At 44.9% G+C, this 26,557-nt stretch carries 19 protein-coding genes; 8 read left to right on the top strand and 11 right to left on the bottom strand.

Annotated features, from left to right (window positions below):
* Positions 1-50 precede the first annotated feature (50 nt).
* The gene (pbpC, locus tag R2Q85_RS11175; protein ID WP_316811867.1) at positions 51-2,432 is read left to right on the top strand and encodes a penicillin-binding protein 1C; all 2,382 of its coding nucleotides are present in this window, start codon (positions 51-53) and stop codon (positions 2,430-2,432) included.
* Here pbpC and R2Q85_RS11170 read toward each other — a convergent pair.
* Positions 2,429-3,139, bottom strand: a complete 711-nt coding sequence (locus R2Q85_RS11170; RefSeq protein WP_316811866.1) for a lysoplasmalogenase — start codon at positions 3,137-3,139, stop codon at positions 2,429-2,431. The two genes, pbpC and R2Q85_RS11170, sit on opposite strands and share 4 nt — an antisense overlap.
* A 119-nt stretch (positions 3,140-3,258) precedes the next feature.
* Complete coding sequence (locus tag R2Q85_RS11165) at positions 3,259-3,564, bottom strand: RNA recognition motif domain-containing protein (protein WP_084289656.1); 306 nt, start codon at positions 3,562-3,564, stop codon at positions 3,259-3,261.
* A 485-nt stretch (positions 3,565-4,049) separates the two neighbouring features.
* On the opposite strand from R2Q85_RS11165, the gene spt reads away from it, so the two are divergent.
* Genes spt through R2Q85_RS11150 form a run of 3 tightly spaced genes read left to right on the top strand, consistent with a single transcriptional unit; the run spans position 4,050 to position 7,387 of the window.
* Positions 4,050-5,255, top strand: coding sequence for a serine palmitoyltransferase (spt, locus tag R2Q85_RS11160; RefSeq protein WP_316811865.1), 1,206 nt, complete (start codon positions 4,050-4,052; stop codon positions 5,253-5,255).
* A gap of 24 nt (positions 5,256-5,279) precedes the next feature.
* Positions 5,280-6,398 carry a hypothetical protein gene (locus R2Q85_RS11155; protein WP_316811864.1) on the top strand — a complete coding sequence of 373 codons (1,119 nt, stop codon included), beginning with the start codon at positions 5,280-5,282 and terminating at the stop codon, positions 6,396-6,398.
* Positions 6,395-7,387, top strand: coding sequence for an NAD(P)-dependent oxidoreductase (locus R2Q85_RS11150; protein WP_316811863.1), 993 nt, complete (start codon positions 6,395-6,397; stop codon positions 7,385-7,387). The genes R2Q85_RS11155 and R2Q85_RS11150 overlap by 4 nt, the downstream gene beginning before the upstream one ends.
* Positions 7,388-7,394: 7 nt before the next feature.
* Here R2Q85_RS11150 and xseB read toward each other — a convergent pair whose 3' ends face one another.
* The 3 genes from xseB to R2Q85_RS11135 are packed head-to-tail and all read right to left on the bottom strand — an operon-like array spanning position 7,395 to position 9,967.
* Positions 7,395-7,604 carry an exodeoxyribonuclease VII small subunit gene (gene xseB / locus R2Q85_RS11145; RefSeq protein WP_316811862.1) on the bottom strand — a complete coding sequence of 70 codons (210 nt, stop codon included), beginning with the start codon at positions 7,602-7,604 and terminating at the stop codon, positions 7,395-7,397.
* Positions 7,579-8,973 carry an exodeoxyribonuclease VII large subunit gene (xseA, locus tag R2Q85_RS11140; RefSeq protein ID WP_316811861.1) on the bottom strand — a complete coding sequence of 465 codons (1,395 nt, stop codon included), beginning with the start codon at positions 8,971-8,973 and terminating at the stop codon, positions 7,579-7,581. Before xseA ends, xseB begins: the two co-directional genes overlap by 26 nt.
* Positions 8,948-9,967: an LD-carboxypeptidase gene (locus R2Q85_RS11135; protein WP_316811860.1), complete on the bottom strand. Its 1,020-nt coding sequence runs from the start codon at positions 9,965-9,967 to the stop codon at positions 8,948-8,950. The genes xseA and R2Q85_RS11135 overlap by 26 nt, the downstream gene beginning before the upstream one ends.
* A 199-nt stretch (positions 9,968-10,166) precedes the next feature.
* Here R2Q85_RS11135 and R2Q85_RS11130 point away from each other — a divergent pair, with 199 nt between their 5' ends.
* Genes R2Q85_RS11130 through R2Q85_RS11120 form a run of 3 tightly spaced genes read left to right on the top strand, consistent with a single transcriptional unit; the run spans position 10,167 to position 13,980 of the window.
* Positions 10,167-11,213 carry a PmoA family protein gene (locus R2Q85_RS11130; RefSeq protein ID WP_316811859.1) on the top strand — a complete coding sequence of 349 codons (1,047 nt, stop codon included), beginning with the start codon at positions 10,167-10,169 and terminating at the stop codon, positions 11,211-11,213.
* Positions 11,214-11,246: 33 nt separating this feature from the next.
* Entirely contained in the window at positions 11,247-12,608 is a 1,362-nt protein-coding gene (locus R2Q85_RS11125) for a DUF1080 domain-containing protein (protein WP_316811858.1), read from the top strand.
* A gap of 13 nt (positions 12,609-12,621) precedes the next feature.
* A complete protein-coding gene (locus tag R2Q85_RS11120) occupies positions 12,622-13,980 on the top strand; it encodes a Gfo/Idh/MocA family oxidoreductase (protein WP_316811857.1) in 1,359 nt (452 codons plus the stop codon).
* 542 nt (positions 13,981-14,522) lie between these two features.
* Here the strand turns inward: R2Q85_RS11120 and R2Q85_RS11115 are convergent.
* The 4 genes from R2Q85_RS11115 to R2Q85_RS11100 all read right to left on the bottom strand — a co-directional run bounded on the left by R2Q85_RS11115 (position 14,523) and on the right by R2Q85_RS11100 (position 21,098).
* The gene (locus R2Q85_RS11115) at positions 14,523-16,208 is read right to left on the bottom strand and encodes a sodium/sugar symporter (protein ID WP_316811856.1); all 1,686 of its coding nucleotides are present in this window, start codon (positions 16,206-16,208) and stop codon (positions 14,523-14,525) included.
* 103 nt (positions 16,209-16,311) lie between these two features.
* Positions 16,312-18,285: a hypothetical protein gene (locus R2Q85_RS11110; protein ID WP_316811855.1), complete on the bottom strand. Its 1,974-nt coding sequence runs from the start codon at positions 18,283-18,285 to the stop codon at positions 16,312-16,314.
* Positions 18,286-18,296: 11 nt separating this feature from the next.
* The gene (locus tag R2Q85_RS11105; RefSeq protein ID WP_316811854.1) at positions 18,297-19,733 is read right to left on the bottom strand and encodes a DUF1080 domain-containing protein; all 1,437 of its coding nucleotides are present in this window, start codon (positions 19,731-19,733) and stop codon (positions 18,297-18,299) included.
* Between the two features lie 183 nt (positions 19,734-19,916).
* Positions 19,917-21,098, bottom strand: coding sequence for an MFS transporter (locus R2Q85_RS11100; protein ID WP_316811853.1), 1,182 nt, complete (start codon positions 21,096-21,098; stop codon positions 19,917-19,919).
* A 103-nt stretch (positions 21,099-21,201) separates the two neighbouring features.
* On the opposite strand from R2Q85_RS11100, the gene R2Q85_RS11095 reads away from it, so the two are divergent.
* The gene (locus R2Q85_RS11095; RefSeq protein ID WP_316811852.1) at positions 21,202-23,919 is read left to right on the top strand and encodes a PQQ-dependent sugar dehydrogenase; all 2,718 of its coding nucleotides are present in this window, start codon (positions 21,202-21,204) and stop codon (positions 23,917-23,919) included.
* Positions 23,920-24,236: 317 nt separating this feature from the next.
* Here R2Q85_RS11095 and R2Q85_RS11090 read toward each other — a convergent pair whose 3' ends face one another.
* Positions 24,237-24,962, bottom strand: a complete 726-nt coding sequence (locus tag R2Q85_RS11090; protein WP_316811851.1) for a hypothetical protein — start codon at positions 24,960-24,962, stop codon at positions 24,237-24,239.
* Between the two features lie 111 nt (positions 24,963-25,073).
* Positions 25,074-26,474, bottom strand: a complete 1,401-nt coding sequence (locus R2Q85_RS11085) for a sialate O-acetylesterase (protein WP_316811850.1) — start codon at positions 26,472-26,474, stop codon at positions 25,074-25,076.
* Positions 26,475-26,557: the final 83 nt, after the last annotated feature.

Below are 26,557 nucleotides of genomic sequence, written 5' to 3'. Positions count from 1 at the left end.
CAAGAGGTCTCTCCTGTCGTCGGGAGGACGAGGTGTAATAAAAAAATGAAATGTTAAAGGAACAAAAAGTCATTCTTTTCACAGATGTATGCTGCCTGGTGCTGCTGATCGCTTTTCTGCTGGCCTTACCTGCCAAGTTGTTCCGCACACCTACATCTTATGTGCTGGAAGCCTCAAACGGGGAACTGCTGAGTGCATCGATTGCCAAAGACGGGCAATGGCGTTTTCCGGTAGCAGATACCATACCGGAGAAATTTGCACAATGCATTGTAGCTTTTGAGGATAAGCGCTTTTATCAACATCCGGGTGTGGATATTTTGGCGATGGGACGGGCCATGCGCCAGAATTTCAAAGCCCGTAGCGTGGTAAGTGGCGGTAGTACCCTGAGCATGCAGGTGATCCGGCTGTCGCGCCGGGAGAGCCGGACTATCTGGCAAAAATTGATTGAGCTCTTGCTGGCCCTGAGGCTGGAGATTGGCCATTCCAAAAACGATATTTTAAAGTTATATGCCGCAAACGCGCCTTTTGGTAGTAATGTGGTGGGTCTGGAAGCCGCCTCCTGGCGTTATTTTGGACGCAGCCCTGATGGGCTTTCCTGGGGTGAAATGGCAACACTGGCGGTATTGCCAAATAGTCCTTCCCTGGTTCATCCGGGTAAAAATTCTGCCAGATTAATTAAAAAACGTAATGATTTACTGGATAGGCTGGTGGTATTTGGGATACTGGACCGGCAAACGGCAAATCTGTCTAAACTGGAACCTATCCCCGGTAAACCACAGGCTTTGCCCCAATATGCCCCTCACCTGCTGAACCGATTTAAAACGGGGTTGGGTGCAGCGGGAAATAAGGGGACACGGGTGACATCAACACTGGATTATGAGCTGCAACTGAAGGTGAATGCCCTGCTCAGGCGTTACAATAACCGTTACCGGGCCAATGACATCAACAACATTGCGGCCCTGGTACTGGATGTGAAAAATGGAAGTGTACGAAGTTATGTGGGAAATATGTACCAGCCGGAAAATGCGGCGCTGGAAAGTCATGTAGACATGATCAGGGCGCCACGCAGTCCGGGCAGTACGTTAAAGCCGCTGTTGTATGCCAGCATGCTGAATGATGGGTTTATATTGCCGCGTACACTGATTCCGGATATCCCTACCCAGATTGGCGGGTATGCACCGCAGAATTATGACCTGGGTTATGATGGAGCCATCCCGGCAGACCAGGCGCTGAGCCGATCCCTGAATATTCCTGCCGTTAAAATGCTGCAGCAGTATAAGTACCAGCGTTTTTATGATAAGCTGAAGAAACTGGGCTTCAGCACGCTGAACCAGCCGGCTGACCATTATGGCTTGTCACTGATCCTGGGGGGCAGCGAAGTAACGATGTGGGACCTGGCCAGAACCTATATGGGCATGGCCCGGACTTTGAACCATTTTAACGATTATCAGGGAAAATACAATCCGCGTGATTATGACGACCCGGCTTACCTTAAAGGGAAGCGGGATACCCGGTATGACCAGGACGAAGCACAGCTGAATTCGGTAATCGACCATGGCTCCATATGGAATGCCTTTAATGCGATGGAAGAACTGATGCGCCCTGGTGAGGAAGGGCTTTGGGAGCAGTTTTCTTCTTCGCAGCGGCTGGCCTGGAAAACCGGTACCAGCTTTGGTTTCAGGGATGCCTGGGCTATTGGGCTGAACCCCGATTATGTGGTATGTGTTTGGGTGGGTAATGCAGATGGAGAAGGCCGGCCGGGCCTGACCGGGATTGATGTGGCTGCACCGGTCTTGTTTGATATTTTCAGGCTGCTGCCGACTGGGCATTGGTTCCAGACCCCTAAAACCAAGCTGAAGAAAATGCGGGTATGCCGGCAAAGTGGTTACAAGGCGGGGGAATATTGCAGGGAACTGAGGGAAGAACTGGTTGCCCCGGCTGGAGAAAAAACAGGTCTTTGTCCTTATCATAAGCTGGTGCATTTGGACAGAACGGGTACTTACCGGGTAACAGATGCCTGTGAGACGCCTGCTGATATGAAACATGAGCCCTGGTTCCTGTTGCCGCCCGCGATGGAATATTACTATAAGATCCGGCACAGTGATTATAAGCTGCTGCCCCCTTTTAAACCAGGTTGTGACGATGCAGGCAGTAATTATGTGATGGACATGATCTATCCGAAGCAGAACGCCAGCATTTACGTGCCATTGGAACTGGATGGCAGCCGAGGTAAAGTAGTTTTAAATGCTACCCATCGCAATGCTGATGCGAAGATCTACTGGCATATTGATGGTGCATATGTAGCGACCACAAAAAACTATCACCAGCTGGCGGTAAGCCCTGCAGCTGGCAAACATACCCTCACGCTGGTAGATGAAAACGGGGAAAGACTGGTGCAGACTTTCACCATTTTGGATAAAGCAGAAAATTAAGTGTTTGTTGAGGGATCCGGGATGTTGTGCAGCAATTTGCGTTCGATGGCACCCATCGTGATGAGGTATTGCGCGATCATATAAGTAGCCATGATCCAGGTACCGGGATAAGGGATCGGATTTACAAATTTGTTATAGGCTAAAATACCATCAGACAACAGGAAAAACAATGCGCCAAAAAGAATGAGCTTAAAACTGGACGTATTGACCCTCTGGTTGCGGAAACTGGCCATCATCATCATCATGCTGATGACAAGGATATAAATCATAACGGGAAGTTTCATGATGCCCAGGTGTGGCCTCAGGAAGAAATAAAAAAAGATGGCCAGTACGGCGCAGCAGGCGATAGCAATCCTCGCCCCTTTTTTATCCAGTTCGGGGGCAGATTTAAAATCGAGGTAAAAAGCACGGGTATAACAAAGGTGACAGCAGAGGAAGGCGGCCAGGCCCCAGATAAAGTAGGTTTCATCCAAACCCGCATACATCAGCAATAGATCTCCCGCCAATGCAAACATCAGCGCCGTAAATATGCGTTTATGAAAGCGGCCCTTTAAACGGGTGCTTACCGCAAGCATGACAAGCAGGGAAATGACAATAAGTGGTTTGGTAAAAATCGAAAGTTCTGTGGAGCCAATCCATCCGGCACAGAGCTGCAGGATAAAGATGAGTGGAAACAGGAACTGAAACCAGGGGTGTTTTTTTAGCATATTGCCCTTTTCGTTGGTAGGACAAAGCTATAAAATCTATTTTAAAAACAGCAGTTACGATAGGATTATAACTGCTGTCTCCATATAGATGGATAAATAGAAATCTGTTTTTAAAAAGCTTAGTAACTTTTTTCTGTACGGTTGTTGCGTCTGAAGCCACCACCTGCACCACCACCAGTATTTGGTTTTTCCTGTGCTTCAGCAACTTTGATGCGGTTACCGTTGTAATCACCGCCGTTCATGCGTTTGATTGCTTCTTTTGCCTCTTCTTCAACAGGCATTTCCACAAAACCAAAACCACGACTTTGACCAGTCTCACGATCTTTGATTATCCTAAGTGATTTTACTTGACCGAAATCACCAAATACGGCTGTTAATTCATCTTCCCCTACTTCTAAAGGAAGGCCTGTAATAAATATCTTCATTAATGTTTAAAAATTTGTACAAAAATAAGCATTTTTTCGCTTAAAATTCAATGTTAGTGTCAGTTATAAGTATAATTGTTGCGGTATAACAATTTAACTTCAAATTTTGTTTGGCCTTCCGGGCCCTGTTTTTAATTTATTTTCAGTGAATATGAAGGCGTTAAAAAAAATGTGGCATTGCATTTGGGCGGCATTGTCTAAAAGTTTGTAATTTTAAGCGGTAAACACCGGGCAGAATTGAATTTAATTATAAGAAAATTGTAAATTTTATTTTAAAAAGTAATATATTGAAACTTGGTTGGCCTGAAGTTTTGTTTTCTGTATTTATGATCTTAGCTTTGGGAAGTTTTACGAATTGACAAAATTGTTAATTTAGTCAATAAAAAAATGATGGGGTATTTATTAAATACAGGACAGATAATTCCTCATAAGCATAACAAACAATATCAAAGAAAGTTCTGTGATCTAAACATACAAGTACCAGCATGCGCAAAAAATTATACGATAGGATAGCAGCTTTTAAAGACGCTAACGCAATTAAGGAAAAAGGTTTGTACCCTTATTTCCGTGCAATAGAATCAGGCCAGGATACAGAGGTGGTGATAGATGGGAAGAAGGTGCTGATGTTTGGCTCTAATTCCTATCTCGGTTTAACTAATCATCCTAAGATTAAAGAAGCCTCTAAAGCTGCAATTGATAAATATGGTACTGGGTGTGCGGGCTCCAGGTTTTTAAACGGGACACTTGACATTCATATTGAGCTGGAAAAAAGACTTGCTGCTTATGTGGGCAAAGAAGCTGCTGTATTGTTCAGTACCGGTTTCCAGGTAAACCTGGGCGTGATCTCTTGTTTACTGGACAGAAATGACTACCTGATCCTGGACGAATATGACCATGCTTCTATCATCGATGGCAGCCGTCTGTCCTTTTCCAGATCAATCAAATATGCCCATAATGACATGGACGACCTGCGCAAAAAATTGAGCAGGTTACCGGAGGATGCCGCAAAGCTGATCGTAGCGGACGGCATTTTCAGTATGGAAGGTGACCTGGTAAACCTGCCGGAAATTGTGAAGATCGCGAACGAATTCGGTGCGAACATCATGATGGACGATGCCCATAGTCTGGGTGTGATCGGTTTAAATGGTTCTGGTACAGCTTCTCATTTTGGTTTAACAGATGAAGTTGACCTGATTATGGGTACCTTTAGTAAATCCCTGGCTTCGCTGGGTGGTTTTATTGCCGGTACGGAGGAAACGATTGAATTTGTAAAACACAGGGCGCGCTCTTTAATGTTCAGTGCGAGCATGCCACCATCGGCAGTGGCCAGTGTAATTGCTGCGCTGGATATCATTGAAGCAGAACCAGAACGTATTGACCGCTTGTGGGCAAATACCAATCATGCAAAGAAACTGCTGGTTGAGGCCGGCTTTGATATCGGCCACACGGATAGTCCGATCATCCCTATCTACATCAGGGATAATGATAAAACTTTTATGATCACCAATGTGCTGAGCAAAAATGGAATTTTTGTTAACCCGGTGGTCTCCCCTGCTGTGCCTTCAGATGCTTCTTTGCTGAGGTTCTCCCTGATGGCCACACATACTTTTGAACAGATCGAAGAAGCTGTAGAAAAATTATCTGCAGCGGCTAAAGAAGTTCAGGTGAAATCATTTCAGGAGACCATATAACCGCTAAACCAAATCCCTAAACCAATGAAGAAAATTGTTGCCGTTAGCACCAAGAAACAATTAGCAACATTTATAGATTTTCCACATGAGCTGTACGAGGCAGATCCGAATTATGTTCCGGAGCTGTTCATTGCCCAGCGAGACCTTTTAACTACGCATCCTTTTCATAAACACTCTTCATTGCAGTGTTTTTTGCTTTTTGATGAAGAAAAAGTAATTGGCAGGATTGCGGCCATTTTAAACAACAGCCACAATACCATGAACAAGGCCAGCGATGGCTTTTTTGGTTTTTTTGATTGCATCAACGACCAGGAATCGGCCAGTATGTTGTTGGATGCTGCGGCAAAATGGCTGAAGGATAAAGGGGTGAAAAATAAGATCATGGGACCTGTTAATTTTTCTACCAATGAATCTTGTGGTTTGCTGATCGCCGGATTTGACTCGCCGCCAGTGGTGATGATGCCTTATAACGCAACTTACTACCCTGATTTGTTAGCGGGCTGGGGACTGAAAAAACAGGTCGACCTGATTGCCTGGCGCTTTACCGGTGACAATTATGACGACCGCTCGGTAAAGCTGATGGACAGGCTGGAAGAGCGCCTGAAACGGAACAACATCGTGATCCGCAAGATCAACCTGAAGAATTTTAAACAGGAAGCTGCCAGTTTACGGGAAGTTTACAATAAGGCATGGGATAAGAACATGGGCTTTGTGCCTTTGAACGATGAGGAATTTGATTACCAGGCTAAAGATCTGAAACTGGTACTGGATCCTGATTTTTGCCTGGTGGCCGAACAGGATGGCAAGCTGGTTGGCTTCGGTGCTGCAATTCCGGATATGAACCAGATCCAGATCAAGATTAAAAAAGGCAGGTTATTGCCTACCGGTATTTTTAAATTGCTTTTTGGTAAAAAGAAAGTAACAGGCATTCGTATCCTGCTGCTGGGGGTAATTGACGGTTACCGTAAAATGGGTATTGAAGCCTGTATTTATGGCCGGATCATTAAAGCCTACCGTGCAAAAGGGATGAAGTATGCGGAGGCTTCCTGGACATTGGAGCACAACGACCTGGTAAATAATGCCATTATTGCGATTAAAGGTGATCCGTATAAGAAATACAGGATCTACGAGCGGGAAATATGAGTAAAAAAAGGGTATTGATTACCGGTGCGAGCGGCTTTGTGGGCTATCATTTAATTAAGGAAGCATTAAAAAATGGCCTGGAAGTTTATGCGGCGGTACGCAAAAGCAGCGATGTTGCGCACCTGAAAGACTTTGACATCCAATATACGGATCTGGATTATACTTCGGCAGATCGGCTGAAAGCTGATCTGGAAGAAAAACAATACCATTATATCATTCATGCAGCGGGTACAACCAAGGCAAAGACCAGGGCTGTATACGAGGAGATCAACGCGGAATATAGTAAAAACCTGGCTATCGCTGCCAGTACTGCCAATATCAGGCTGGAGAAGTTTGTTTTTGTAAGCAGTTTGGCTGCGCTTGGACCATTAAAAGATCTTTCGGCCCGGATCCAGGACGATAGTACGGCACATCCGGTAACCAATTACGGAGCCAGTAAACTGTTGGCAGAGCAATACCTGGCTGAATTTACGACACTGCCCCTGCTGGTCATCCGGCCTACTGCGGTGTACGGACCAAGGGAAAAAGACCTGTTTATTTTATTTGACAGCATCAGCAAAGGACTGGAACCACATATTGGCAGTTTTAAGCAGCAGCTGAGCTTTGTTTATGTAAAAGACCTGGCCAGGGTGATTATAAGGGCTTTGCAGCTTCCTTTGGTACATAAAGCCTATAACATTTCGGACGGCGGGGTTTATGACCGTTATGCCCTTGCCGCTTACACCAGGAAAGCGCTAAATAAAAAGACCTTTAAGTTTCATTTGCCAGTACCACTTGTGGCGCTGATGGCGTCGTTCATGGACTTTATTTATGCAGACAGTAAGCATACGCCTACCTTAAATAAGGAAAAGATGGCCGAACTGACCGCGGTTAACTGGGCCTGCAATACGGAGCATGCGAAAGCCGATCTGGGATATGCGCCGGAGTATGACCTGGAAAAAGGTGTGATGCAAACGGTTAAATGGTATAAACTGAACAACTGGCTGTAATACCCGGTTATGCAGGTGGGTTTTCCATCTGTTTGATGATCTTGTTCACTTCGGTTTCTGTAGCGCGCAATTTGCCCTGGCAAAAACCGATCAGGTCTGATGCCCGCTTCACTTTTTCGGCCAGTACGTCTACAGATACGGATTCTGTTTCTATTTCCTGTGCGATCTCTGTGAGCTCTTTATAAGCGCTTTCATAGGTTAAATTCGTCGTTTCCATCTATTGCTGATTTGTTAATTACGGTAGTTTCAATTGTTGCTGCTGCCAGACGAACGGTAAGTGTTGTGCCGGCTGCTATCTGGTCTGCGTTGCTGGCAATTCTGCCATTTACTTTAAGGATGGCAAAGCCTTTATTTAAGATATTTTGAGGACTCATGAGCCGGACAACCGACTGAAAATGGGCAATATGGCTTCTTTTACCGGAAAAATATATCCGGTTATAGGATTGTATATTGCTGAGGACATTATCCAGGTCCTTTTGCCTGTTGGAGATGATGATCTTCGGATTGGTCAGCACCATCCGGGACAGGTTGATGAGCTTGCGGTGCTGCTCATGCAGCAGATTTCTTGTGGTGCTGATGCTGCTCTGGTTAAGTTGCGCGAGCCGGTCTTTATGGTAATTGATGAGCTGATAAGTTTTAATCAGCATCATTTTTTGCAGGCCCAGCAGCTGCTCTTCAAATGCCCTGTTGTGTGCAATGATCAGCTCTGCTGCTTTTGTAGGGGTCTTTGTTGCGGTATGGGCCATCAGATCGGCAATGGTCTCATTTTTCTGGTGTCCGATGCCTGTAATTACCGGTATGGGAAATTTGGCTATGGCGCGGCTGAGTTCGTAATTGTCGAAGATCAGAAAGTCGGTTTGTGCCCCACCACCCCTGATGATGACCAAGACGTCATAGGGCTTTCCAGACTGGAAGACCTCTACTATTTTAGCGAGGAACTGTCTGGCATTGCCTTCGCCCTGCACCACGCTGAAATAATCATCTACCTGGAAACGGTAACCAAAAGTGTTGTTTTCCAGGGTATGTTTAAAATCCTGGTAACCTGCAGAGGTAGCGGAAGAGATGACGGCAATGCGCTGCAATACTTTATTTAAGCTCAGGCCCTTGTTGCGGCTCAGGTATTCTGTGCCCAGTTTTTGTATAAATTCCGGATTGTCCCTGAGCAGCCTGGCCAGTGTCTCATTACGTTGCTGTTCAAAAAGGCCCAGGGTGAAGCTGGTATCAATATCGAGCAGGTTGAGCTGTAATCCAAATGAGGAGCTGTACTGAACTGTAACCTGTACCAGCACATTAATGTCGTTCCTGAATTTTTGCCCGGTGGCCTGCTCAAAGTTGGAAATATTTACGGATGCATTGCCCCAGGCCCTCCCGGCTATTCTGCTCAGGATCTTTGCAGCGGATTTGTCTTTTTCTACGAGCTCGAAATAATGGTAATTGCTTTGTATTTTATAGGTATGGCTGGTGATATCGGCAATGACCCAGAAGGTACGGTTCCCAAATACGCCGTCAATAGCCTGCCTGATTTGGCTAGTCAGTTCAGAGAGCCGAATGGCGGCAGGATTAGATGGATACGAGGGAACTTCCATTTGCATCTACATTAAGGATGTGTTTTGTGCCACATTTAAGTGCAAAGTTATTCTTTTGATGGCCTACCGGGAAATCAAAACATACCGGATAGTCGTATTCTTTTATTTTCTCGGTAACGATCTCGTATATGGTTCTGCCAAATTCATCGCCGGGATCTTCCGGTTTTATTTTAAAGCCGCCAATCAGGAGTCCTTTTAAATTGGACAGCTTACCGGTACGTTTCAGGTTCCAGAACATCCGGTCTATGCTATACAGGTATTCTCCTGTATCCTCCAAAAAGAGGATCTTGCCGTCGGTTTTGATATCTGAAGCACTGCCGGCCAGGGTTTCTATGATGCTGAGGTTGCCGCCAATCAGGGTGGCTTCTGCCCTGCCGTTCCGGTTAGCCGTTACGGGTGCAGCGGTGTATTTTACAGCCTGACCACTGAGTACCTGCCTGATGGAAAGGATGGTTTCGATCTGGACGGGATCGGCCAGCGACCAGTCGGACGGAAAGCTGTTGCACATTTTGGAATGTATGGAAGCGATGTTTAACTGTCTGTTCAGGTGGCAATGCAATACGGTAATGTCGCTAAAGCCAATGATCCATTTGGGATTTTCCTTAAACCTGCTGAAATCCAGTTTGTCAATGACGCGCACTGCCCCGTATCCTCCCCTGGCACACATAATGGCTTTTATATTGGTGTCATCCAGCATTTGCTGCAAATCGCTTGTGCGTTCTTCATCTGTGCCCCCAAGGCTGAAATCACGCTTTCCGATGGTATTTCCTATTTGAGTTTTAAAACCCCAGCTTTGCAGCAGTTGTACCGCGGGCTGAATCTGCTCAGGCGTAATGTACCCTGCCGGTGAAGTAATGCCAATTGTGGCTCCTGGCTGCAGATAAGGTGGTATCCTGATTTCTTTTGCCAGTTCCGCGGAGCTGCTCCATGCCTTAAGGGTGCTCATGCTTAGGCCCGCCGTGGCCAGGAAAGAGAGGAAATGTTTGCGGTTCATGTTAGGGCTGTTATGGACAGACAATTATAAGGCTTATTGGCGATAATTTCAGGAATTCTACTCAATCGTTTTCGTAATTTTTTTAGTGACAGGACCAGATTTCTGGATTGATTGTATGATAAGAAAGGTATATTTAGCTACGAACTTAATGCCTTTACCGGATTTTTTTATGTTTTGCTAACCAATTTTAACCAGATATATGAATAAGAACCTGATTGCTGTTTGTTGTTGTATATGGAGTGTTCATTCGATTGCTCAAACTAAAAAAGTGAATTTCGTCAGTGATGTAAAACACCAGAAGGTGGATGTGCTGATAGATGGCAAGCCTTTTACCAGCTTTCTTTATCCTGATAACCTGGAAAAACCAATTCTATATCCTTTAATGACGGCCAGCGGGCTTACGGTAACCCGTGGTTTTCCCCTGGATAAACGTGGCAATGAACGCACCGACCATCCGCATCATGTGGGCTTATGGCTGAATTATGAAAGTGTGAACGGCCTGGATTTCTGGAACAATTCCTACAATATTCCGGCAGACAAAAAATCGAAATATGGCTGGATCAGGAATGTAAAGGTGGAAAAGACGCAAGGTCATGAAAAAAATGGATACCTGGTCTATTCAGCCAACTGGGAAAGACAGGACAAACATGTTTTGCTGAAAGAATCAACTGTTTTTGCCTTTAGTGGTACTGATGATACCCGGACTATAGACCGGACAACTACCTTAACTGCACAGAAGGACACTGTATACTTTAAAGACATCAAGGATGGCATGCTGGGCTTAAGGGTGACCAAGGAACTGGAACTGCCATCGGAGAAGGAAGAAGCTTATACCGACAACAATGGGATTGTGACGAAGATCTCAGCGGCTAAAAATGGTGCGAACGGTGATTACCTGACCAGCGAAGGTAAAAAAGGAAATGAGGCCTGGGGAACAAGGGGCAAATGGTGTATGCTGTTTGGCCAGAAAGATGGTCAGCAGGTATCCATTACTATTATTGACCATCCTAAAAATCCGGGATATCCTACTTACTGGCATGCCCGTGACTATGGCTTATTTGCAGCTAACCCTTTGGGTCAGGCCATTTTTAGCAATGGTAGGGAAAGTATGAACCTGACTTTGAAACCTGGTGAATCGGTTACTTTCCGGTACCGTGTACTCCTTACTTCGGGTAAAAAACAAAATGCAGCGGAGCTGGACAGACAGGCTGCCGATTTTAGCAGGCAAAGATCTTCCAAATTTTAACAGAGACTTTTTAACCAAGAACAATAAATATTAATGAAAACCACACAATTACTAATTTTAACAGGTTTGCTGTTTGGCAGCACCGCGGGAACTTTACAGGCGCAAAGCGGGAAATGGCAAAACCTTTTTAATGGGAAAGACCTGAAGGGCTGGAAACAGCTTAACGGAAAAGCAAAGTACGAAGTTGTTAACGGAGAGATTGTAGGCACTACTGTAGGTGATACGCCCAATTCCTTTTTAACTACAGAGAAAAACTATGGTGATTTTATTTTTGAAGTAGAATTGCTGGTAGACAATTCGATGAATTCGGGTATACAGTTCAGAAGTGAAAGTAAGCCGGATTTTAAGGATGGCAGGGTACATGGTTACCAGATGGAGGTTGACCCTTCTGACAGGGCTTACAGCGGTGGCATCTATGATGAGAGCCGACGTGGCTGGTTGTATCCTATGGACATCAATCCGAAAGGGAAAACTGCCTTTAAAAAGGCAGCCTGGAACAAGTACCGGATAGAATGTATAGGGAATTCGATCAGGACCTGGGTAAATGGGGTGCCTACGGCAAATGTTGTGGATGACATGACGCCTTCTGGCTTTATTGCATTGCAGGTGCATGCTATCGGAAAAAATGATGAACCAGGTAAACAGATCCGCTGGAGAAATATCCGCATCCAGACTGAAAACCTGAAACCTACAAAAACGGACAATATATTTGTCGTGAATATGATCCCCAACAATTTATCGGCTGCTGAAAAGGCAAACGGATATGGCTTGTTATGGGACGGGAAAACCAGCAATGGCTGGAAAGGTGCCTATAAACCTGGTTTTCCGGAAAAAGGCTGGGAAATTAAGGATGGTGTGCTGAGTGTATTGAAATCGAATGGTGCAGAATCGACCAATGGTGGTGATATTGTAACCACTAAAGAATACAGCGCTTTTGAGCTGAAATTTGATTTTAAACTCACGGAAGGTGCGAACAGCGGGGTTAAATATTTCGTTACGCTTACCGAAGGGAATAAAGGATCGGCAATTGGGCTGGAATACCAGATACTGGACGATGAAAGGCATCCTGATGCCAAACTGGGTAAAAACGGGAACCGGACACTGGGTTCTTTGTATGACCTGATGACCAGTAAAAAAATACCTAATGCGCAGCGCAAAATTGGCGAATGGAATAAGGGGGTAATTAAGGTGTACCCGGATAATAAAGTGGAATATTACTTAAACGGTTATAAGATCCTTGAATACGTGAGGGGATCGGCAGAATTCCAGGCATTGGTTGCGGAAAGCAAATACAAGAACTGGAAAAATTTTGGCATGGCACCTAAAGGTCATATCCTGATCCAGGATCATGGTGACAGTGTGTCCTTCAGAAGCATTAAATTAAAAGAATTATAAAATTTTAGCGATCATGTTAGATTCAAGAAGAAAATTTATCAAACAATCTGCCATTGCCGCGGCAGGAACCTATCTGGGAACAATGGGTTTGAGCGCGAAAAGTTATGGAAATATTATCGGGGCAAATGACCGGGTAAGGGTTGGTGTGGTTGGGTTTTCTGACCGCTTTAAGAGTTCGCTCCTTCCCTCCTTTTTAAACCACAATAAGGAACTTAATTTTGACATTGTAGCGGTTTCTGATCTTTGGAATTACCGCAGGGGTTTGGGTGTAGAACACTTGAAATCAAAGTTTGGACATGACATTACGGCCTGCCGTAACAATGATGAACTGTATGGTTTGAAGGATATTGATGCGGTGATTGTGAGTACGGCTGATTTTCAGCATGCTACCCATTGCGCTGAAGGTGTAAACAACAAATGTGATGTATATTGCGAAAAGCCTTTTGCGGAAACTATGGAGGATGCGCGTATGGCTTTGAAAGCGGTTAAGGCTTCCAAGCAGATTGTTCAGATCGGTTCTCAGCGCAGGAGTGGGAACAATTACAAAGATGCGGAACGGTTTATCAAGGATGGTAAATTTGGAGACATTACCATGGTAGAGCTGAGCTGGAATGTAAACCAGCCTGGACGCTGGCGCAGGCCGGACCTTGTTGCGAAGCTGAAACAGGAAGATACTGACTGGAAACGATTTCTGATCAATCGCCCCTTTGAGGAGTGGGATCCGCGTAAGTACCTGGAATACCGTCTTTTCTGGCCATATTCATCGGGTATGCCCGGACAATGGATGTCGCACCAGATTGATACGGTTCACTGGTTTACTGACCTGAAGCATCCAAGAAGTGTGGTTGCCAATGGTGGCATTTATCAGTGGAAGGATGGTCGCAGGAACTGGGATACGACTACGGCTGTATTCGATTATGGCAAGCCAAATGATCCTAACAATGGTTTCCAGGTGGTATTTACTTCCAGAATGCACAATGGTGATGAGAACCCGGCAGAGATTTATTACTCAAATGGCGGGGAGCTGAACCTGAACACCAATATGGTTTCGCCAAAAGGTGGTTTAACAGAAAAGGCTGCTGCAGCCATGAACATGAAGCCAAACCTGTTGCCTGAACTGAAACTGAGCGATATGACAGAGAAAGTAGCTGCATCGGCGGATACTGGCGGTGATAAGCTGACTTCTGCACACATGCGCAATTGGATGGAATGTATCAGGAGCAGGAAGCAGACGAATGCGCCTGTTGAGGCCGGATATTATCATTCTATCGCAAATATCATGACAAATGCTGCGGCCAGGACGGGTAAGAAAGCTGTTTTTGATGAGAAAACGCAGGAAGTTATGGTTGATGGGAAAGTATTTAAGTATTAATAATCTGAAAAAAATTAATGACTCTTCAGCAGCTGCATAATTCCCTTCGGGAAAGACGCTAGGCTGCTTCAGAGCATTAATTTTTTTTGTAATTAATAACAATAGCGAGTGTCAGAAGATTGGGCGCATAATTCCCTTCGGGTAGGCTGCTTCAGAGCATTAATTTTTTTTGTAATTAATAACAATAGCGAGTGTCAGAAGATTGGGCGCATAATTCCCTTCGGGTAGGCTACTTCAGAGCATTAATTTTTTTGTAATTAATAACAATAGCGAGTGTCAGATGATTGGGCGCATAACCATAGATTGCTCTTGGAGACAAGAATTAGTAGGAACTACTGAAAAATTTCCTATCAGGATGTTGGATATTTAGCAAAATTCAAATCATATTACAAACAAAAAGCCGGGCCTGAAATCATCAGGCCCGGCTTTTTTACATTTGCTTTCCATAAATTTTAATTACTCCGATCGGCATTCGTTCGGCTGTGCCTTTTTCAAGCGCCTGACGAACGTCAGCCCCGTAGAGGAGTAATCAAAATTTACTACTACCAGAAGGCAGAGTACAGTGCCACAAGCATCGTCACAATGATCAGTGCCCCTACTGCAAATGAAGTAGAGACCCGGAACATTTTGGCATCGATTTCCAGTCCGTTTGGCACAATACCTTTTTTATTCTCATAGATACTGATGATGTACATGCCGATGATGCATACCGCAAAAACGATCAGCATCCTGTCCATAAATGGCATTTCGAAGATCCCTGCAGAATTGGCTGCTGCCCATCCGTATTCGTGCAACGGGGAAAGGTCAACCCATCCTGGCAGGAATTTAAGGATTACGGAAACAATGAACCCTCCTACTGTGGCAAATAAAGCTGCATTTGAAGTGGTCTTTTTCCAGAAGAACCCCAGGATGAACATGGCAAAGATACCCGGAGATACAAAACCTGTATATTCCTGGATGTACTGGAAGCCCTGTTTGCCCTCGCCCATTAAGGCATCACCAACAATCAGTGAAAGTACAACTGCCATCAGCATAGATACCACTACGGTGATCTTTCCTACGTTAACCAGGGTGCCTTCTCCGGCAGTGGTGTTGAACGCTTTTTTATAAATGTCTAAAGTGAAAATGGTAGCGATACTGTTTGCTTTTCCGGCAAGAGAAGCAACAATGGCTGCAGTTAAGGCTGCGAACGATAAGCCCTTTAAACCAATTGGCAATAAGCCCAGTAAGGCCGGATAGGCTTTGTTGGGATCCTCTACGCCTGATGCGGTAAGAAGATCATTTCCGCTGATACCCGGAATCTTTTCTTTAATAATGTAATACACCGCGATACCTGGAATAACTACGATAACCGGCATCAGCATTTTAAGGAATGCCGCAAATAAAAGTCCTGATCTGGCAACAGGTAAGGATGCGCCCAGCGCCCTTTGGGTAATGTATTGGTTACAGCCCCAATAGCTCAGGTTGGCAATCCACATCCCCCCGATCAGTACGCTTAAGCCCGGAAGATCCATATAGTTGGGATCGTCCTTTTTAAAGATGAGGTGGAAATGTTCTGAAGCACCGTCGGTCAGGATAGCGAAACCTTTGATGATGCCTTGCTGACCGGAGATCAGGTTCAGGGCAATATAGGTAGCTACAAGGCCGCCGAGTACCAGGAAAAATACCTGGATCACATCTGTATATCCTATCACTTTCATTCCCCCTAGGGTAATGATGATGGCAAAAACTGCCAGTCCGAGGATACATACCGTGATGTCTATTCCGGAGATGCCGCTGATGGCCAGTGCACCGAGGTACAGGATAGACATCAGGTTTACCACAATATATAACATGAGCCAGAATACAGCCATGATCATGGCTACTTTTTCATTGTAGCGCTGACTTAAAAACTGCGGCATGGTGAAGATCTTATTCTTCAGGTAAACTGGCATAAAGAACACAGCTACAATGATTAATGTGGCTGCAGCCATCCATTCATAAGCGGAAATGGCGAGGCCGAGTTTAAAACCTGAACCGCTCATACCGATCATTTGTTCGGCAGAGATGTTGGAGGCAATAAGTGAGGCGCCAATGGCCCACCAGGTGAGGGAACCTTCAGCAAGAAAATAATCTTTAGAATCGGCAGCAGCTGATTTCTTTTTGTAATAGATCCAGAAACCGTAGCTGGACACAATTACAAAATAAACTAGAAATACGATGTAATCGTATTTGTGGAGTGTATTCATAGTCGTTTATATTGATGATATGGTTAAAATGTGAATATTAATTGAATTTTGGTTTTGTAGCAAGAGATTAAGCCAATCTGGTAAATACATATGCCAAATTCCGTTATTTATTTAATGAATTGATATAGGCTGCGATCTTCAGTCCATCGGCCCTGGAAACCTGGGGCATCGGCGGCATTTCTGTAGCATAACCAGGCCAGTTTTCTGGTTTAGGATTGTGGATCAGCTGTAGTATCTTTTCATTTGAATATTTGCGTTTAGCGACTTCTGCGAAAGCAGGACCAATCTGCTTTTTTACAGGGTTGTGGCAGGCCAGGCAGGTGTAATTGGCCAGCAGGCCTTTTATTTCATTATAGGTTGGTGCCTTTGCTCTAGCTTCAGCCTTGGTTTCGGTTGGTTTTTTAATGCTTCTGGCTGTTTTTTCTTTGGGGGCTACAGTGGTCTTCTTTGCGCTTGCTCCCGGTGTAACATTGGCTGCGGGGTCATTTGCCGAATTCCTGGTGCTGAGTACCGAGAGGGCGAGTTTTTCTCCGGCCGGTATGTTGTTTAAGGTATAATAAGCTACCGGGTGTACCACCGAATAATAGTTTTGCTTTTCGCGAATCCCCTGCACCTGGATGGTATGAATGTAATACTGACGCAGGTTATCGACCACGATCCTTGCCCGTAAGCCGTCAGCTGATACTTTAACCCCTTTGATCTTCAGGGTTTCTTTATTTACCGGTGGAGAACCATAGACAGGCTGGTATTTGTAAATGAAACTTTCCACACCATAAGAGGCAAGGTCGTTTGCTGATTTCAGATCAACCGGGCTGGTGAACTCGATTTCGAAACCATCAGGCATGGCCCTTACTGCTTTCATCTCGAAAGGTATTTTATTGTTGTATACCAGGCGTTCTAATCCTTCATTGGCATCGCCTGCAGAACCCCAGCCACGGTTGGTTTCCCCAACGAACAAGGAGCCGTCCTGTCCCCATGCCATTCTTAGTACACCAGAGCGGAACCCTGCTCTGAACAGGAATGCCGCACCCTGCTCTTCTCCGTTAACTTTTTCCATAAATACCCTGGAGATGATGCTCATGCCCTGATCGCCAATCAACAGCTGCCCTTCGAAGGGGCCAAAACTGCCTTTTGGGATTTTAACTGGTTCGGATGTTGATATGCCGAGAATACCATAGGGAAGCCATACTGCCGGTAAACGCAGGTCGGGAAACACTTTCTTCATGTCAAAAAGTGTTTTGAAGTTTTCGTTTACCCTGTTCTCTGGTTTGATGTATTTGCCATTGTTGTCTTTTATCCTTCTTTCATCCATTTTGGAATAAAAGAATTCGGATGACAGCTTTAACGGTGAATCGGTCCTTTTGGTCCAGTTAAGGCTGGCTGGATGTCCCATAAAATCGCCCTCATTTACTTTCCAGATGCCGCCGGAACCTACCCAGTCGCCCTGGTTTTCTGTATAATACAGCTGTCCGTCTATTACATTTAATCCTGCCGGAGAGCGCATACCTGCAGCCCATGGCTTCATTTTGCCGTCTTCCGTAATATTCATGGCCCAGCCACGCATAGGTACTTTGCTTTCTGCCCGCCACCATTCCTGGCTGCCAAAGGCTACATTGCCTGTAACGAAGAAAGAGCCATCTGGCGCTATTTTTGGTCCGAAGCTGTATTCATGGTAATGTCCGCTTAAAGGCCAGGCATAAATGGTTTCATATACATCGGCCTTGCCATCCATATTTTTATCGATGAGTTTGGTCAGCTCTCCTCTTTGGGCCACATAAAAAGCACCATCTTTATAGGCCAGGCCTAATATTTCATGTAAACCAGTCGCAAACTTGCGGAAGTATGGCCTGTTGCTGGTTGGGTTTTCTACGATAAATACATCACCCCTGCGGGTTGAGATGCCGAGGTCGCCATTGGGTAAGGTAAGCAGTCCGCCAACTTCCAGTATCGGCCCTTCTGGTACCCTGACCTTTACTATTTTAAAAAAATCTTCTTCTTTTGGTGTTTCCTGAGCCCATATCGCGGTAAAACTAAAGCTCAAAGCCAGCATGGCCAGCATTTTATAAGTAGGTTTCATATTAAGCCGGATTAGAATGAGAGTTGATATTTTAATTTGCTGCCCAGGAGAATGATCAGCTCTTTTCTGCCTTCAACATCCCGGATGAGTGGTTTAGCTGTGCTTTCATCAAGCTCCAGATAAAAAGCCTGACCGTTTACCAGGTAAAGACCAGGGCTTAATTCCTGTATGCTGCTGGCATTGGCCAATAAGACATATAAATTGGGAAGCGCTTTATCTATGCTAATGGTTCTGACCAAGCCTTTACCATCCTCCTTTGCTTTAATGGCATCTGTTACCTGTGAACCATAAATATTGTATTTAAACTCCGGACGATCTTCATTGTCCATTACATAACCCTTTGTCCGAAAGCCTGTTCCGGTGCTATCCACCGGCCATGCCGCCCCTGAGTTGTTTAATTGCGCCACCGCAGGGATCAGTTTACTGGTAAATGATGTTACAGCGCCACGCGGCCTGGATGTTCCGTTCCCCCTGCCATCCCACATTGGGGTGGCATCTATAAAATCACCATGCCAGCCATGAAGCAGCAGGCCATTGTCCAGGTCATAGCTGTAATGAACCTGTTTTGGGCTGCCAACGGAAATGGCATGTACTACCCTGAGACCAGGTTGTACATCCACAAAACTGCGGATCATGGTATTGGTTGCTGCATCGATATAGATGGGGTCGGCCCCTGCTTTTTCTTTTTGCCCGTCGCTGAGCAGTTCGGCAGGGAGCCTGGATATCCTGATGTTTTTAAAAGCTACAGGGCCATGATCGCCCTGGAAGCGCAGGCTGCCTAATGCTTTTTCCTGGCCCACAGCTCCTCTTGTGGGGCCGAACAATTCTACATTGTCATGTATAACTACCCCATTTAACACCACGCTAAGTATCCTTGCATTTGCTGTTTTTGTACCTGATGTACTGAACCGGGGGGCCTGAAAAGCAATCTTAAGGTGTTGCCACAGGCCCGGGGCCATACTGGCATTTTGGCGGGGTGCATAACCTCCGTAACCTTTCTGTCCATCGGGTTTGGTCTCATCCCATCGTTCGTAAATGCCTCCGTTATCTGCTGATGTAGGATTGGTTACGCCCCAGGAGTCTTTGAGCTGGATTTCGTAATTTCCCTGCAGATAAATGCCTGAATTGGAGCCTTTGGCCATCAGGTAATCCAGTTCAAGGATCATATCGCCATGCACAGCTTTGGTAAACAGGTCAGCATGCTGACTTTTCTTTTCAGGGTTGGCAACCAGGATACCGGTTCCGGTGCTGGTCTTTAAGCTATGGTCTGCTTTCAGGTTAGCGATAACCTGACTGGCGGTTGTCCATGTTTTAGGGGGAGAACTGAATGAGGATAATTCATTCAGGTTAACTTCTGGCAGATCGGTAAGTTCCTGGCCAAAGGCTAAAGCTGTTCCAAACAACCATAAAAAAGCGGTTGTTCTGAACTTTAAAACGTTTAGGTTCATATTTGTGTGTATGGTTTATTAAATAAATGTAGTAAAATCATCTATTGTCAGGCAAATTTTTGAAAAATGATTTTGTTACTCTTTTTTTAATGAAACCAAAATATGGCGTTTTATGGCCAATGAACACTGTTTTTATGCCGTGTTTTGTGGAAAAATAATATTGTATTTTTTACACTAACTTCCCTATTGATACTGGGTATACTGTTTTGCCTTGTAAAAAAACTGAAGGTAAATGAGCGCGGTTAAAGTAATTCCTGTACAGTAATAAAAAGTTACTGGGATCATGTGGATATTGTCTATAAACAGCCAGCCGGCAAGTAATGCGCCTAAGCCAATGCCGGCTTCCAGTGCAATGTACATGGTGGCCATTGCTTTGCCCCTTTGTGTGGGGTCGCTCAGGTCTACAGTCCAGGCTGTAGCCGTTGGAGAGAGCATACCAGTTGCGATGCCGTATAGCGCTGAAGCCATCATTAAGGTGAAAGAAGTATGGGCAAGGGCAATGAGCAGCAAGGACGCGGCCAGCAGTGTAAGTGATATTTTGAGGATCAATGTGCGCCCATACCTGTCTGATGCTTTACCGGCTACAAAGCGGATCAATAAGGAAGTAAGGGTGAAGACCATAAAAAACAGCCCCTTGTTGCTGGTGCCCAGGTGTGCACTCCAGTCGGAGATCACAGTCAGAATGGCTCCATAGCTGATATAACTCATGAAAATGATCACAACGGCAGGAATTACGCGCCATTCAATGATGTCTTTTTTATCAATCTTCAAATGTGCTGCCCGGAATTTTTGTTTGTCGGGCAGGGTTTCTTTCATATTGGCGAGGATAACGATGGAAAGCAATGCAAATAAGGAGGAACAATAAAAGAGGATGTTGATGCTGTAATGGTCGGTTATGGTACTGCCAATTGCCGGACCTATGGCCAGACCGGTGCTGAAACAAACACCATGGACCCCCATGGCCTCTCCCCATTTTCCTGCCGGGACAAGATCGGCAACGTAGGCCGCGGTTGCAGTGGGCTTAAAGCCTGTAGAAAAACCATGAATTAACCTGAGGAATAGAAAACCGGCTACTGTAGTGAGTAAAGGATATAGAAAACCACATAAAAAACAGACCAGTGAACCTACAGCCATTACGGGCACCCTGCCAATGGTATCGGTGAGTTTACCGCTGAATGGTCTGGAGATCCCGGCAGTAAGTGTAAATAATGCGATGATCAGGCCTTTGTATTCCGCTCCCCCCATTGCAGTTAAGTAAGCAGGAAGCTCAGGAATCAGCATATTAAAGCTGGCAGAAAAAAGAAAAGAACTTAAACAAACAAGACCGAACTGAAGGGTATAAATGGAATGGGAAGGTTGTTGCATGAAGGGGATAAATATCAGGGCAAAGATAAGGCTTTAATTTGTTACTTGTGGCTAAGCGATTAAGTGATATCTTAGTAAAACCAATACACACAAATATTAATTAATGAAGACATTATTTACATTAACGCTTTCGGGTATTACATGCTTGTTGGTGTTCCTGTTCGGGCCTGTTGATTCGACAAAAAAAAACCTGGAAAACCCCGGCATTGCACAACATCAATTGAATATAGATACACCGGATCAGCGCAGGTTTGTGAAGGTTGATCTGGTAAAAGGGAAGTTTACGGAGCCTACAGAAATGGCTGTTTTACCGAACCTGGATATTCTTGTAGCCCAGCGCAGAGGGGAAATTATGCTCTATAAGCAGCAGCGCAAAATTTTGAAGGAAGTGTTGAAACTTGATGTTTATTTTAAGACCAGCGTGCCGAATGTAAATGCTGAAGAAGGATTGCTGGGGATTGCCCCGGATCCAAACTTTGCGACCAACCAGTATATTTATGTTTTTTACAGCCCGGCTAAAGCCGCGGTAAACCGCTTGTCGCGCTTTAAGCTGGTTAATGACCGGATCAACCCGGCATCTGAAAAGAAAGTCCTGGAATTTTACTCCCAAAGAGAGATCTGCTGTCATACAGGTGGTTCAATTGCTTTTGGACCAGATGGCCTGTTGTATGTTTCTACAGGTGACAACTCCACTCCCTTTGACGTGCCCAAACAACAATATGTAAACAAGGGCTATGCCCCGCTGGATAATCGTCCGGGATTACATCAGTATGATGCGCGAAGGTCGGCAGGAAATACCAATGACCTGAGGGGCAAGATATTGAGAATTAAAGTACTTGCTGATGGCACCTATACCATTCCTGACGGTAATTTATTCCCTAAAAATGACACTAAAAGTAAACCGGAGATCTATGTGATGGGCAATAGAAACCCATATAGGATCTCGGTAGACCAGAAAACGGGCTTTTTATACTGGGGTGAGGTTGGTCCGGATGCCTCTGCTGATAATGAACTCCGCGGACCTAGGGGATATGATGAAATTAACCAGGCCAGGAAGGCAGGGAATTTTGGCTGGCCTTTGTTTATCGGGAACAATTATCCTTACCGGGCCTATGATTTTACAAACGGGCGAAGTGGTGCAGCTTTTGATCCTTTGGCGCCGCTGAACAACTCACCTAATAATACGGGGCTAAGCCAGCTGCCAAAACCACAACCAGCTTATATCTGGTATGCCTACAATCTTTCTGCAGAATTTCCCCAGGTAGGTGCAGGTGGAAGAACAGCGATGGCCGGGCCGGTTTATCATACCAAACCTGGAGTAAATCCTTATCCGGCTTATTACAACGGCAAGCTGATCATTTATGATTGGGTAAGAGGCTGGGTAAAGGCAGTAAGTATGTCTCCGGAGGGAAATTACCTGAGTATGGAACCCTTTCTAAGCAATATCCCCCTGGCCGCCCCTATTGACATGGAACTTGGCCCGGATGGAAAATTATATATTCTGGAATATGGTAAAGGCTGGTTTACCAAAAATCCGGATGCGGGAATTGCAAGAATTGACTATCTGAAAGGTAACCGTCCGCCGGTGATTAAAGATCTGGAGGTAAAGAAAACGAGTGGCTTACTGCCTTATCAGCTAATAGCTGGCATAGCAGCGGCTGATCCTGATGGTGATCCGCTCAGCTATATCTGGCACCTGGGCAAGGGCATAGAAAAAAGAACAAACAAACCGGTTCTGGAATATACATTTACCAAAGCCGGGGAATATCCGCTGAGCGTGACGGCAATTGATCCTTCCGGTGCTTCGTCTAAAAGCAATGTGCTTACAGTTTTTGCCGGAAACGAACAGCCTGAGGTTAAAATTGAGCTTTCGGGAAACAGAAGTTTTTATTTTCCGTCAAAACCAGTGATGTATAAAGTGCTGGTTTCAGATAAGGGTGCTACGGTAAATAAAAACGGGGTATACATTTCCAATACGTATACGGAGGGGCTGGATTTGGCTGGCGCCCAGTTGGGACACCAGCAGGCTGCGCAAACACTGACGGGTAAGTCTGTCATGCTGAAGTCGGATTGTAGTACCTGTCACAAAATTGCCGCGCCATCTATTGGCCCTTCGTTCACTAAAATCTCTACTAAATATCAGCAGCACAGTAAATCGGTACCCTATATTACGGGCAAAGTGATTAAAGGCAGCAGCGGGGTATGGGGAGAAGTTCCTATGCCTGCACATGGCACGATGAAGGAAACAGAAGTAAGACAGATCGCGGAGTGGATCCTGTCCTTAAGTGCGAAGGCCAGCCAGGTATCTTCTCTGCCCATGCAGGGGAAGATTGTACCTGGGGCCAAGGTGAACTTAAATAAACCGGTAATGACATTAAAGGCTACCTATACGGATATGGGGATGGCTGGCGTACGCCCCTTAAGTACAACAAGTGTGGTTAACCTGATGAGCAATGTAATTGATGCAAAGGATATTAAAGATATTTCACAACTCTCCAGACGTGACCTTTCCGGAGATGTAGAATTGCTTTTCCCAAAGAATGCCGGCTGGATTAAATTGAATCAAATTGACCTCAGGGAACTAACTTCGTTTTCAGCAGTGATAAAATCGATGCAAAAGGATATAGATTATGAAGTGGAGATCCGGCTGAACAACGAGAACGGCCCGTCAATTGGTAAAGGTCTGCTTTCTGCGAAAAATATTCCTCTTGAAGCTGTCGCTGACGGGAAGTTTCATGATGTTTTTATCACTTTTAAAGGGATGACTAAAGATATAAAAGAAAGGCCGTTATTGGGAGGGGTTGTTTTCCACGCTAATTAAAAGTCAAAATCAAAATAAGCCATTCTATTCAGAGCCTGCATTAATTCGTCCCTGAAAAAGGGCCGAAAGAACGCTAGGTCTCTTCACAGAAGGCATATTTTGTGTAAAGCATGGTGCATAGGGAAAGTTCAAAACATAACTCATAAGAAAATGCTGGGTTATCCCAAGGAGCGTCAACCAGGCTAGCACACTCGCTATTCAACAAAATATGCCTTCTGTGAAGCGACCTAGGCGCTGTTTCCCGGCTTTGTTAAAAAGCCGGGAAACAGATGCCAGACGCTGAACAGAATGGCTTATTTTGACCCTTATTTTGACCCTTATTTTGATCCTTTGCTTGCTTTCCCGTTTAAATTTATCACCGCCCCCAGTGTAAATATAGAATTCCCGGCATTCATGTATTTCCTGTTGTTGAGGCCAAAAGTTCCGCTGGTGGTATACTGCAGCTGGACGATCTCACTTAGGCGCATCCTGGTAAAAAATACAGGTTCCAGAAAAGTATTGCTTTCCCGGGGCTGCCCCTGGGCATTGCGCATGAAGGTTTTCATGTCTAAGCTGCTGATCCGTAAGGCAGTGCCATAATTGAGCGGATAATTTTTTCCAAACAGGCGCAGGTTGTTGTTCTTTTTAGAACTGTAATTGATCTGAAGAAAGGTTTTGTTATAAGTAACTTCTTCTACATCTGTACTGATCAATTCATCGTTGTCATTGAAGTTCCTGAAGGTACGGTCTGTACGCCCGCCTCCATAACCGACATATATTTCAATAATCCTGTTGTTATCAGGTCCAAAAGTATCAAACCAGCCCCCGCCTATTTCTACCAGTTTATGTCTGTAATCTTTACTTTCCTTTTCTCTGTTCATGTAAGAACCGCTGAACAATACACCGATATGATCTGAAACAGCATAGGCACCGTTGATGCTGGTGTTTAGCCTGGGAGATACATGTATCCCACCACTAAATTCACCTTTTTGACTAAGCATCGGTGTATTGGGCACATTGGGCATATACATAGAAGAACAGGAACTCATAAAGATTACAGCCATAAAAAGAGGCAGCTTAAAGTTTTTGATCATAGATAGGAATACTTTGCTTTTGTTAACATTAACGTAGTATCGTCTGTTTTTGGTGCAAGGTATTATTTTTTTATGAATCCGCTACCAGCTGTCTGTTCTGAATGGTGCTGCAGGCAAGCCTTCTACATTGTACAAGTTGCCTTCAGACCTGTCTTTGAAAGCATACCTTACTGCTACAGGGCCTTTTACCGCATTGCTTTGAACGATTACAGTTTTGCCTGAAATCACAGCTGTTGCCGGATGAAATACCTTGTCATCACCGGCAATTTCAAATGAAATCAATGGTTTGTCATTTGCAGTTAAACCAGTTGGGGCTTTATCAAAGCTTACGACCACTTTACCATCGGCAACTTTTAAGGATTTATAGACCGGGCCCATATAGGCTATGTGCTTATTGCCGTAAGTTTTAGCAAGCGCCCAGTAGAGCAGCCTTTTAGCGATAATGGTCTTATCTGGCGGATGTATGGTGGTCTGGCTTCCGGCATCAACACTTACGGCCATACCTGAATTTGGGATCAGTTGCATCGCTTTTGCCTGCTTTTCATAAATTATTGGCAGCTTATCCTTGCCATTCGGATAGGCATTTGGCGCCAGTTGCACATAATAAAATGAAAAATCACCGCATCCCCATACCGAGCGCCAGCCCTTTACCATGGCTTCCATTTTCTTGTCATAAGTACCTGCAGTAAACCAGTTGTTTTCTCCCTGGTACCACAATGCTCCCTTGATGTTAAAGCCAACGATTGGATTGATCATGGCATTGAACAATACGAATGGCTCATTTTTAATCATTTTAACTGTATCAGCAGGTATGGCAAGATCAGTAACACCAGCAAAACTCTCTTTGCTCATCCATGCTTCTATAATTGTACCGCCATTGGCAGACTGTATAATTCCAACGGGAACTTTTAGCTTTTGCTGTAGCATGCGTGCAAACTGATAACCTACAGCGCTGAATTGCCCTACCGTTTCGGAACTGGTGTGTTCCCATTTAGCATTCAAGTCCGTTAAAGGAGTTCTGGACATATTGATGCCTACTTTGAAAAGCCTTACTCCGGGCTCCCCGGCAGCCGCCAGCAAGTCTTTTGAGTTTAAAATAGGTTGGTTGCTGTATCCTTTTACCTGCATTGCCATATTGGACTGTCCTGAGCATAGCCAGACTTCTCCGATCAATATGTCATCCAGTATAAGTTCTTCACCGTCATTAAAAGTAATTTTATAAGGCCCCCCGGCTTTCGGGGTCTGGACAGACAATTTCCATGTTCCGTCTGTTGAAGCAGAGGCATTATAGCGTTTTTGATTCCAGGAGGTGCTAATGGTAACTTTTGCCCCTGCTTTTGCTTTGCCCCAAAGTGCAACATTGCTTTGTTGCTGCAGTACCATTCCACTCGAAATGATGGCGGGTAAGGTAACTTTTGAAAAAGAATTGAAGGTGATCAGTAAGGCTGTACTTAATAACAGTAAAGATTTTAATGGTTTCATGTGTGTGTTTTGGTTGGTTCTAGTTTAAATGCTTAACGAATACAATATAAGGAAAGCTGCCAAATATTTCGGGTACGTTAACA

This window comes from Pedobacter heparinus, assembly GCF_032678725.1.
In the GTDB taxonomy this organism is placed as follows: Bacteria; Bacteroidota; Bacteroidia; order Sphingobacteriales; family Sphingobacteriaceae; genus Pedobacter; species Pedobacter heparinus_A.
This window is presented reverse-complemented; position numbering and strand designations above follow the sequence as displayed.

Bases quoted from the DNA above. Each gene is read 5' to 3' on its own strand.
- pbpC (WP_316811867.1), top strand. From the start codon at position 51: ATGTTAAAGGAACAAAAAGTCATTCTTTTCACAGATGTATGCTGCCTG.
- R2Q85_RS11170 (WP_316811866.1), bottom strand. From the start codon at position 3,139: ATGCTAAAAAAACACCCCTGGTTTCAGTTCCTGTTTCCACTCATCTTT.
- R2Q85_RS11165 (WP_084289656.1), bottom strand. From the start codon at position 3,564: ATGAAGATATTTATTACAGGCCTTCCTTTAGAAGTAGGGGAAGATGAA.
- spt (WP_316811865.1), top strand. From the start codon at position 4,050: ATGCGCAAAAAATTATACGATAGGATAGCAGCTTTTAAAGACGCTAAC.
- R2Q85_RS11155 (WP_316811864.1), top strand. From the start codon at position 5,280: ATGAAGAAAATTGTTGCCGTTAGCACCAAGAAACAATTAGCAACATTT.
- R2Q85_RS11150 (WP_316811863.1), top strand. From the start codon at position 6,395: ATGAGTAAAAAAAGGGTATTGATTACCGGTGCGAGCGGCTTTGTGGGC.
- xseB (WP_316811862.1), bottom strand. From the start codon at position 7,604: ATGGAAACGACGAATTTAACCTATGAAAGCGCTTATAAAGAGCTCACA.
- xseA (WP_316811861.1), bottom strand. From the start codon at position 8,973: ATGGAAGTTCCCTCGTATCCATCTAATCCTGCCGCCATTCGGCTCTCT.
- R2Q85_RS11135 (WP_316811860.1), bottom strand. From the start codon at position 9,967: ATGAACCGCAAACATTTCCTCTCTTTCCTGGCCACGGCGGGCCTAAGC.
- R2Q85_RS11130 (WP_316811859.1), top strand. From the start codon at position 10,167: ATGAATAAGAACCTGATTGCTGTTTGTTGTTGTATATGGAGTGTTCAT.
- R2Q85_RS11125 (WP_316811858.1), top strand. From the start codon at position 11,247: ATGAAAACCACACAATTACTAATTTTAACAGGTTTGCTGTTTGGCAGC.
- R2Q85_RS11120 (WP_316811857.1), top strand. From the start codon at position 12,622: ATGTTAGATTCAAGAAGAAAATTTATCAAACAATCTGCCATTGCCGCG.
- R2Q85_RS11115 (WP_316811856.1), bottom strand. From the start codon at position 16,208: ATGAATACACTCCACAAATACGATTACATCGTATTTCTAGTTTATTTT.
- R2Q85_RS11110 (WP_316811855.1), bottom strand. From the start codon at position 18,285: ATGAAACCTACTTATAAAATGCTGGCCATGCTGGCTTTGAGCTTTAGT.
- R2Q85_RS11105 (WP_316811854.1), bottom strand. From the start codon at position 19,733: ATGAACCTAAACGTTTTAAAGTTCAGAACAACCGCTTTTTTATGGTTG.
- R2Q85_RS11100 (WP_316811853.1), bottom strand. From the start codon at position 21,098: ATGCAACAACCTTCCCATTCCATTTATACCCTTCAGTTCGGTCTTGTT.
- R2Q85_RS11095 (WP_316811852.1), top strand. From the start codon at position 21,202: ATGAAGACATTATTTACATTAACGCTTTCGGGTATTACATGCTTGTTG.
- R2Q85_RS11090 (WP_316811851.1), bottom strand. From the start codon at position 24,962: ATGGCTGTAATCTTTATGAGTTCCTGTTCTTCTATGTATATGCCCAAT.
- R2Q85_RS11085 (WP_316811850.1), bottom strand. From the start codon at position 26,474: ATGAAACCATTAAAATCTTTACTGTTATTAAGTACAGCCTTACTGATC.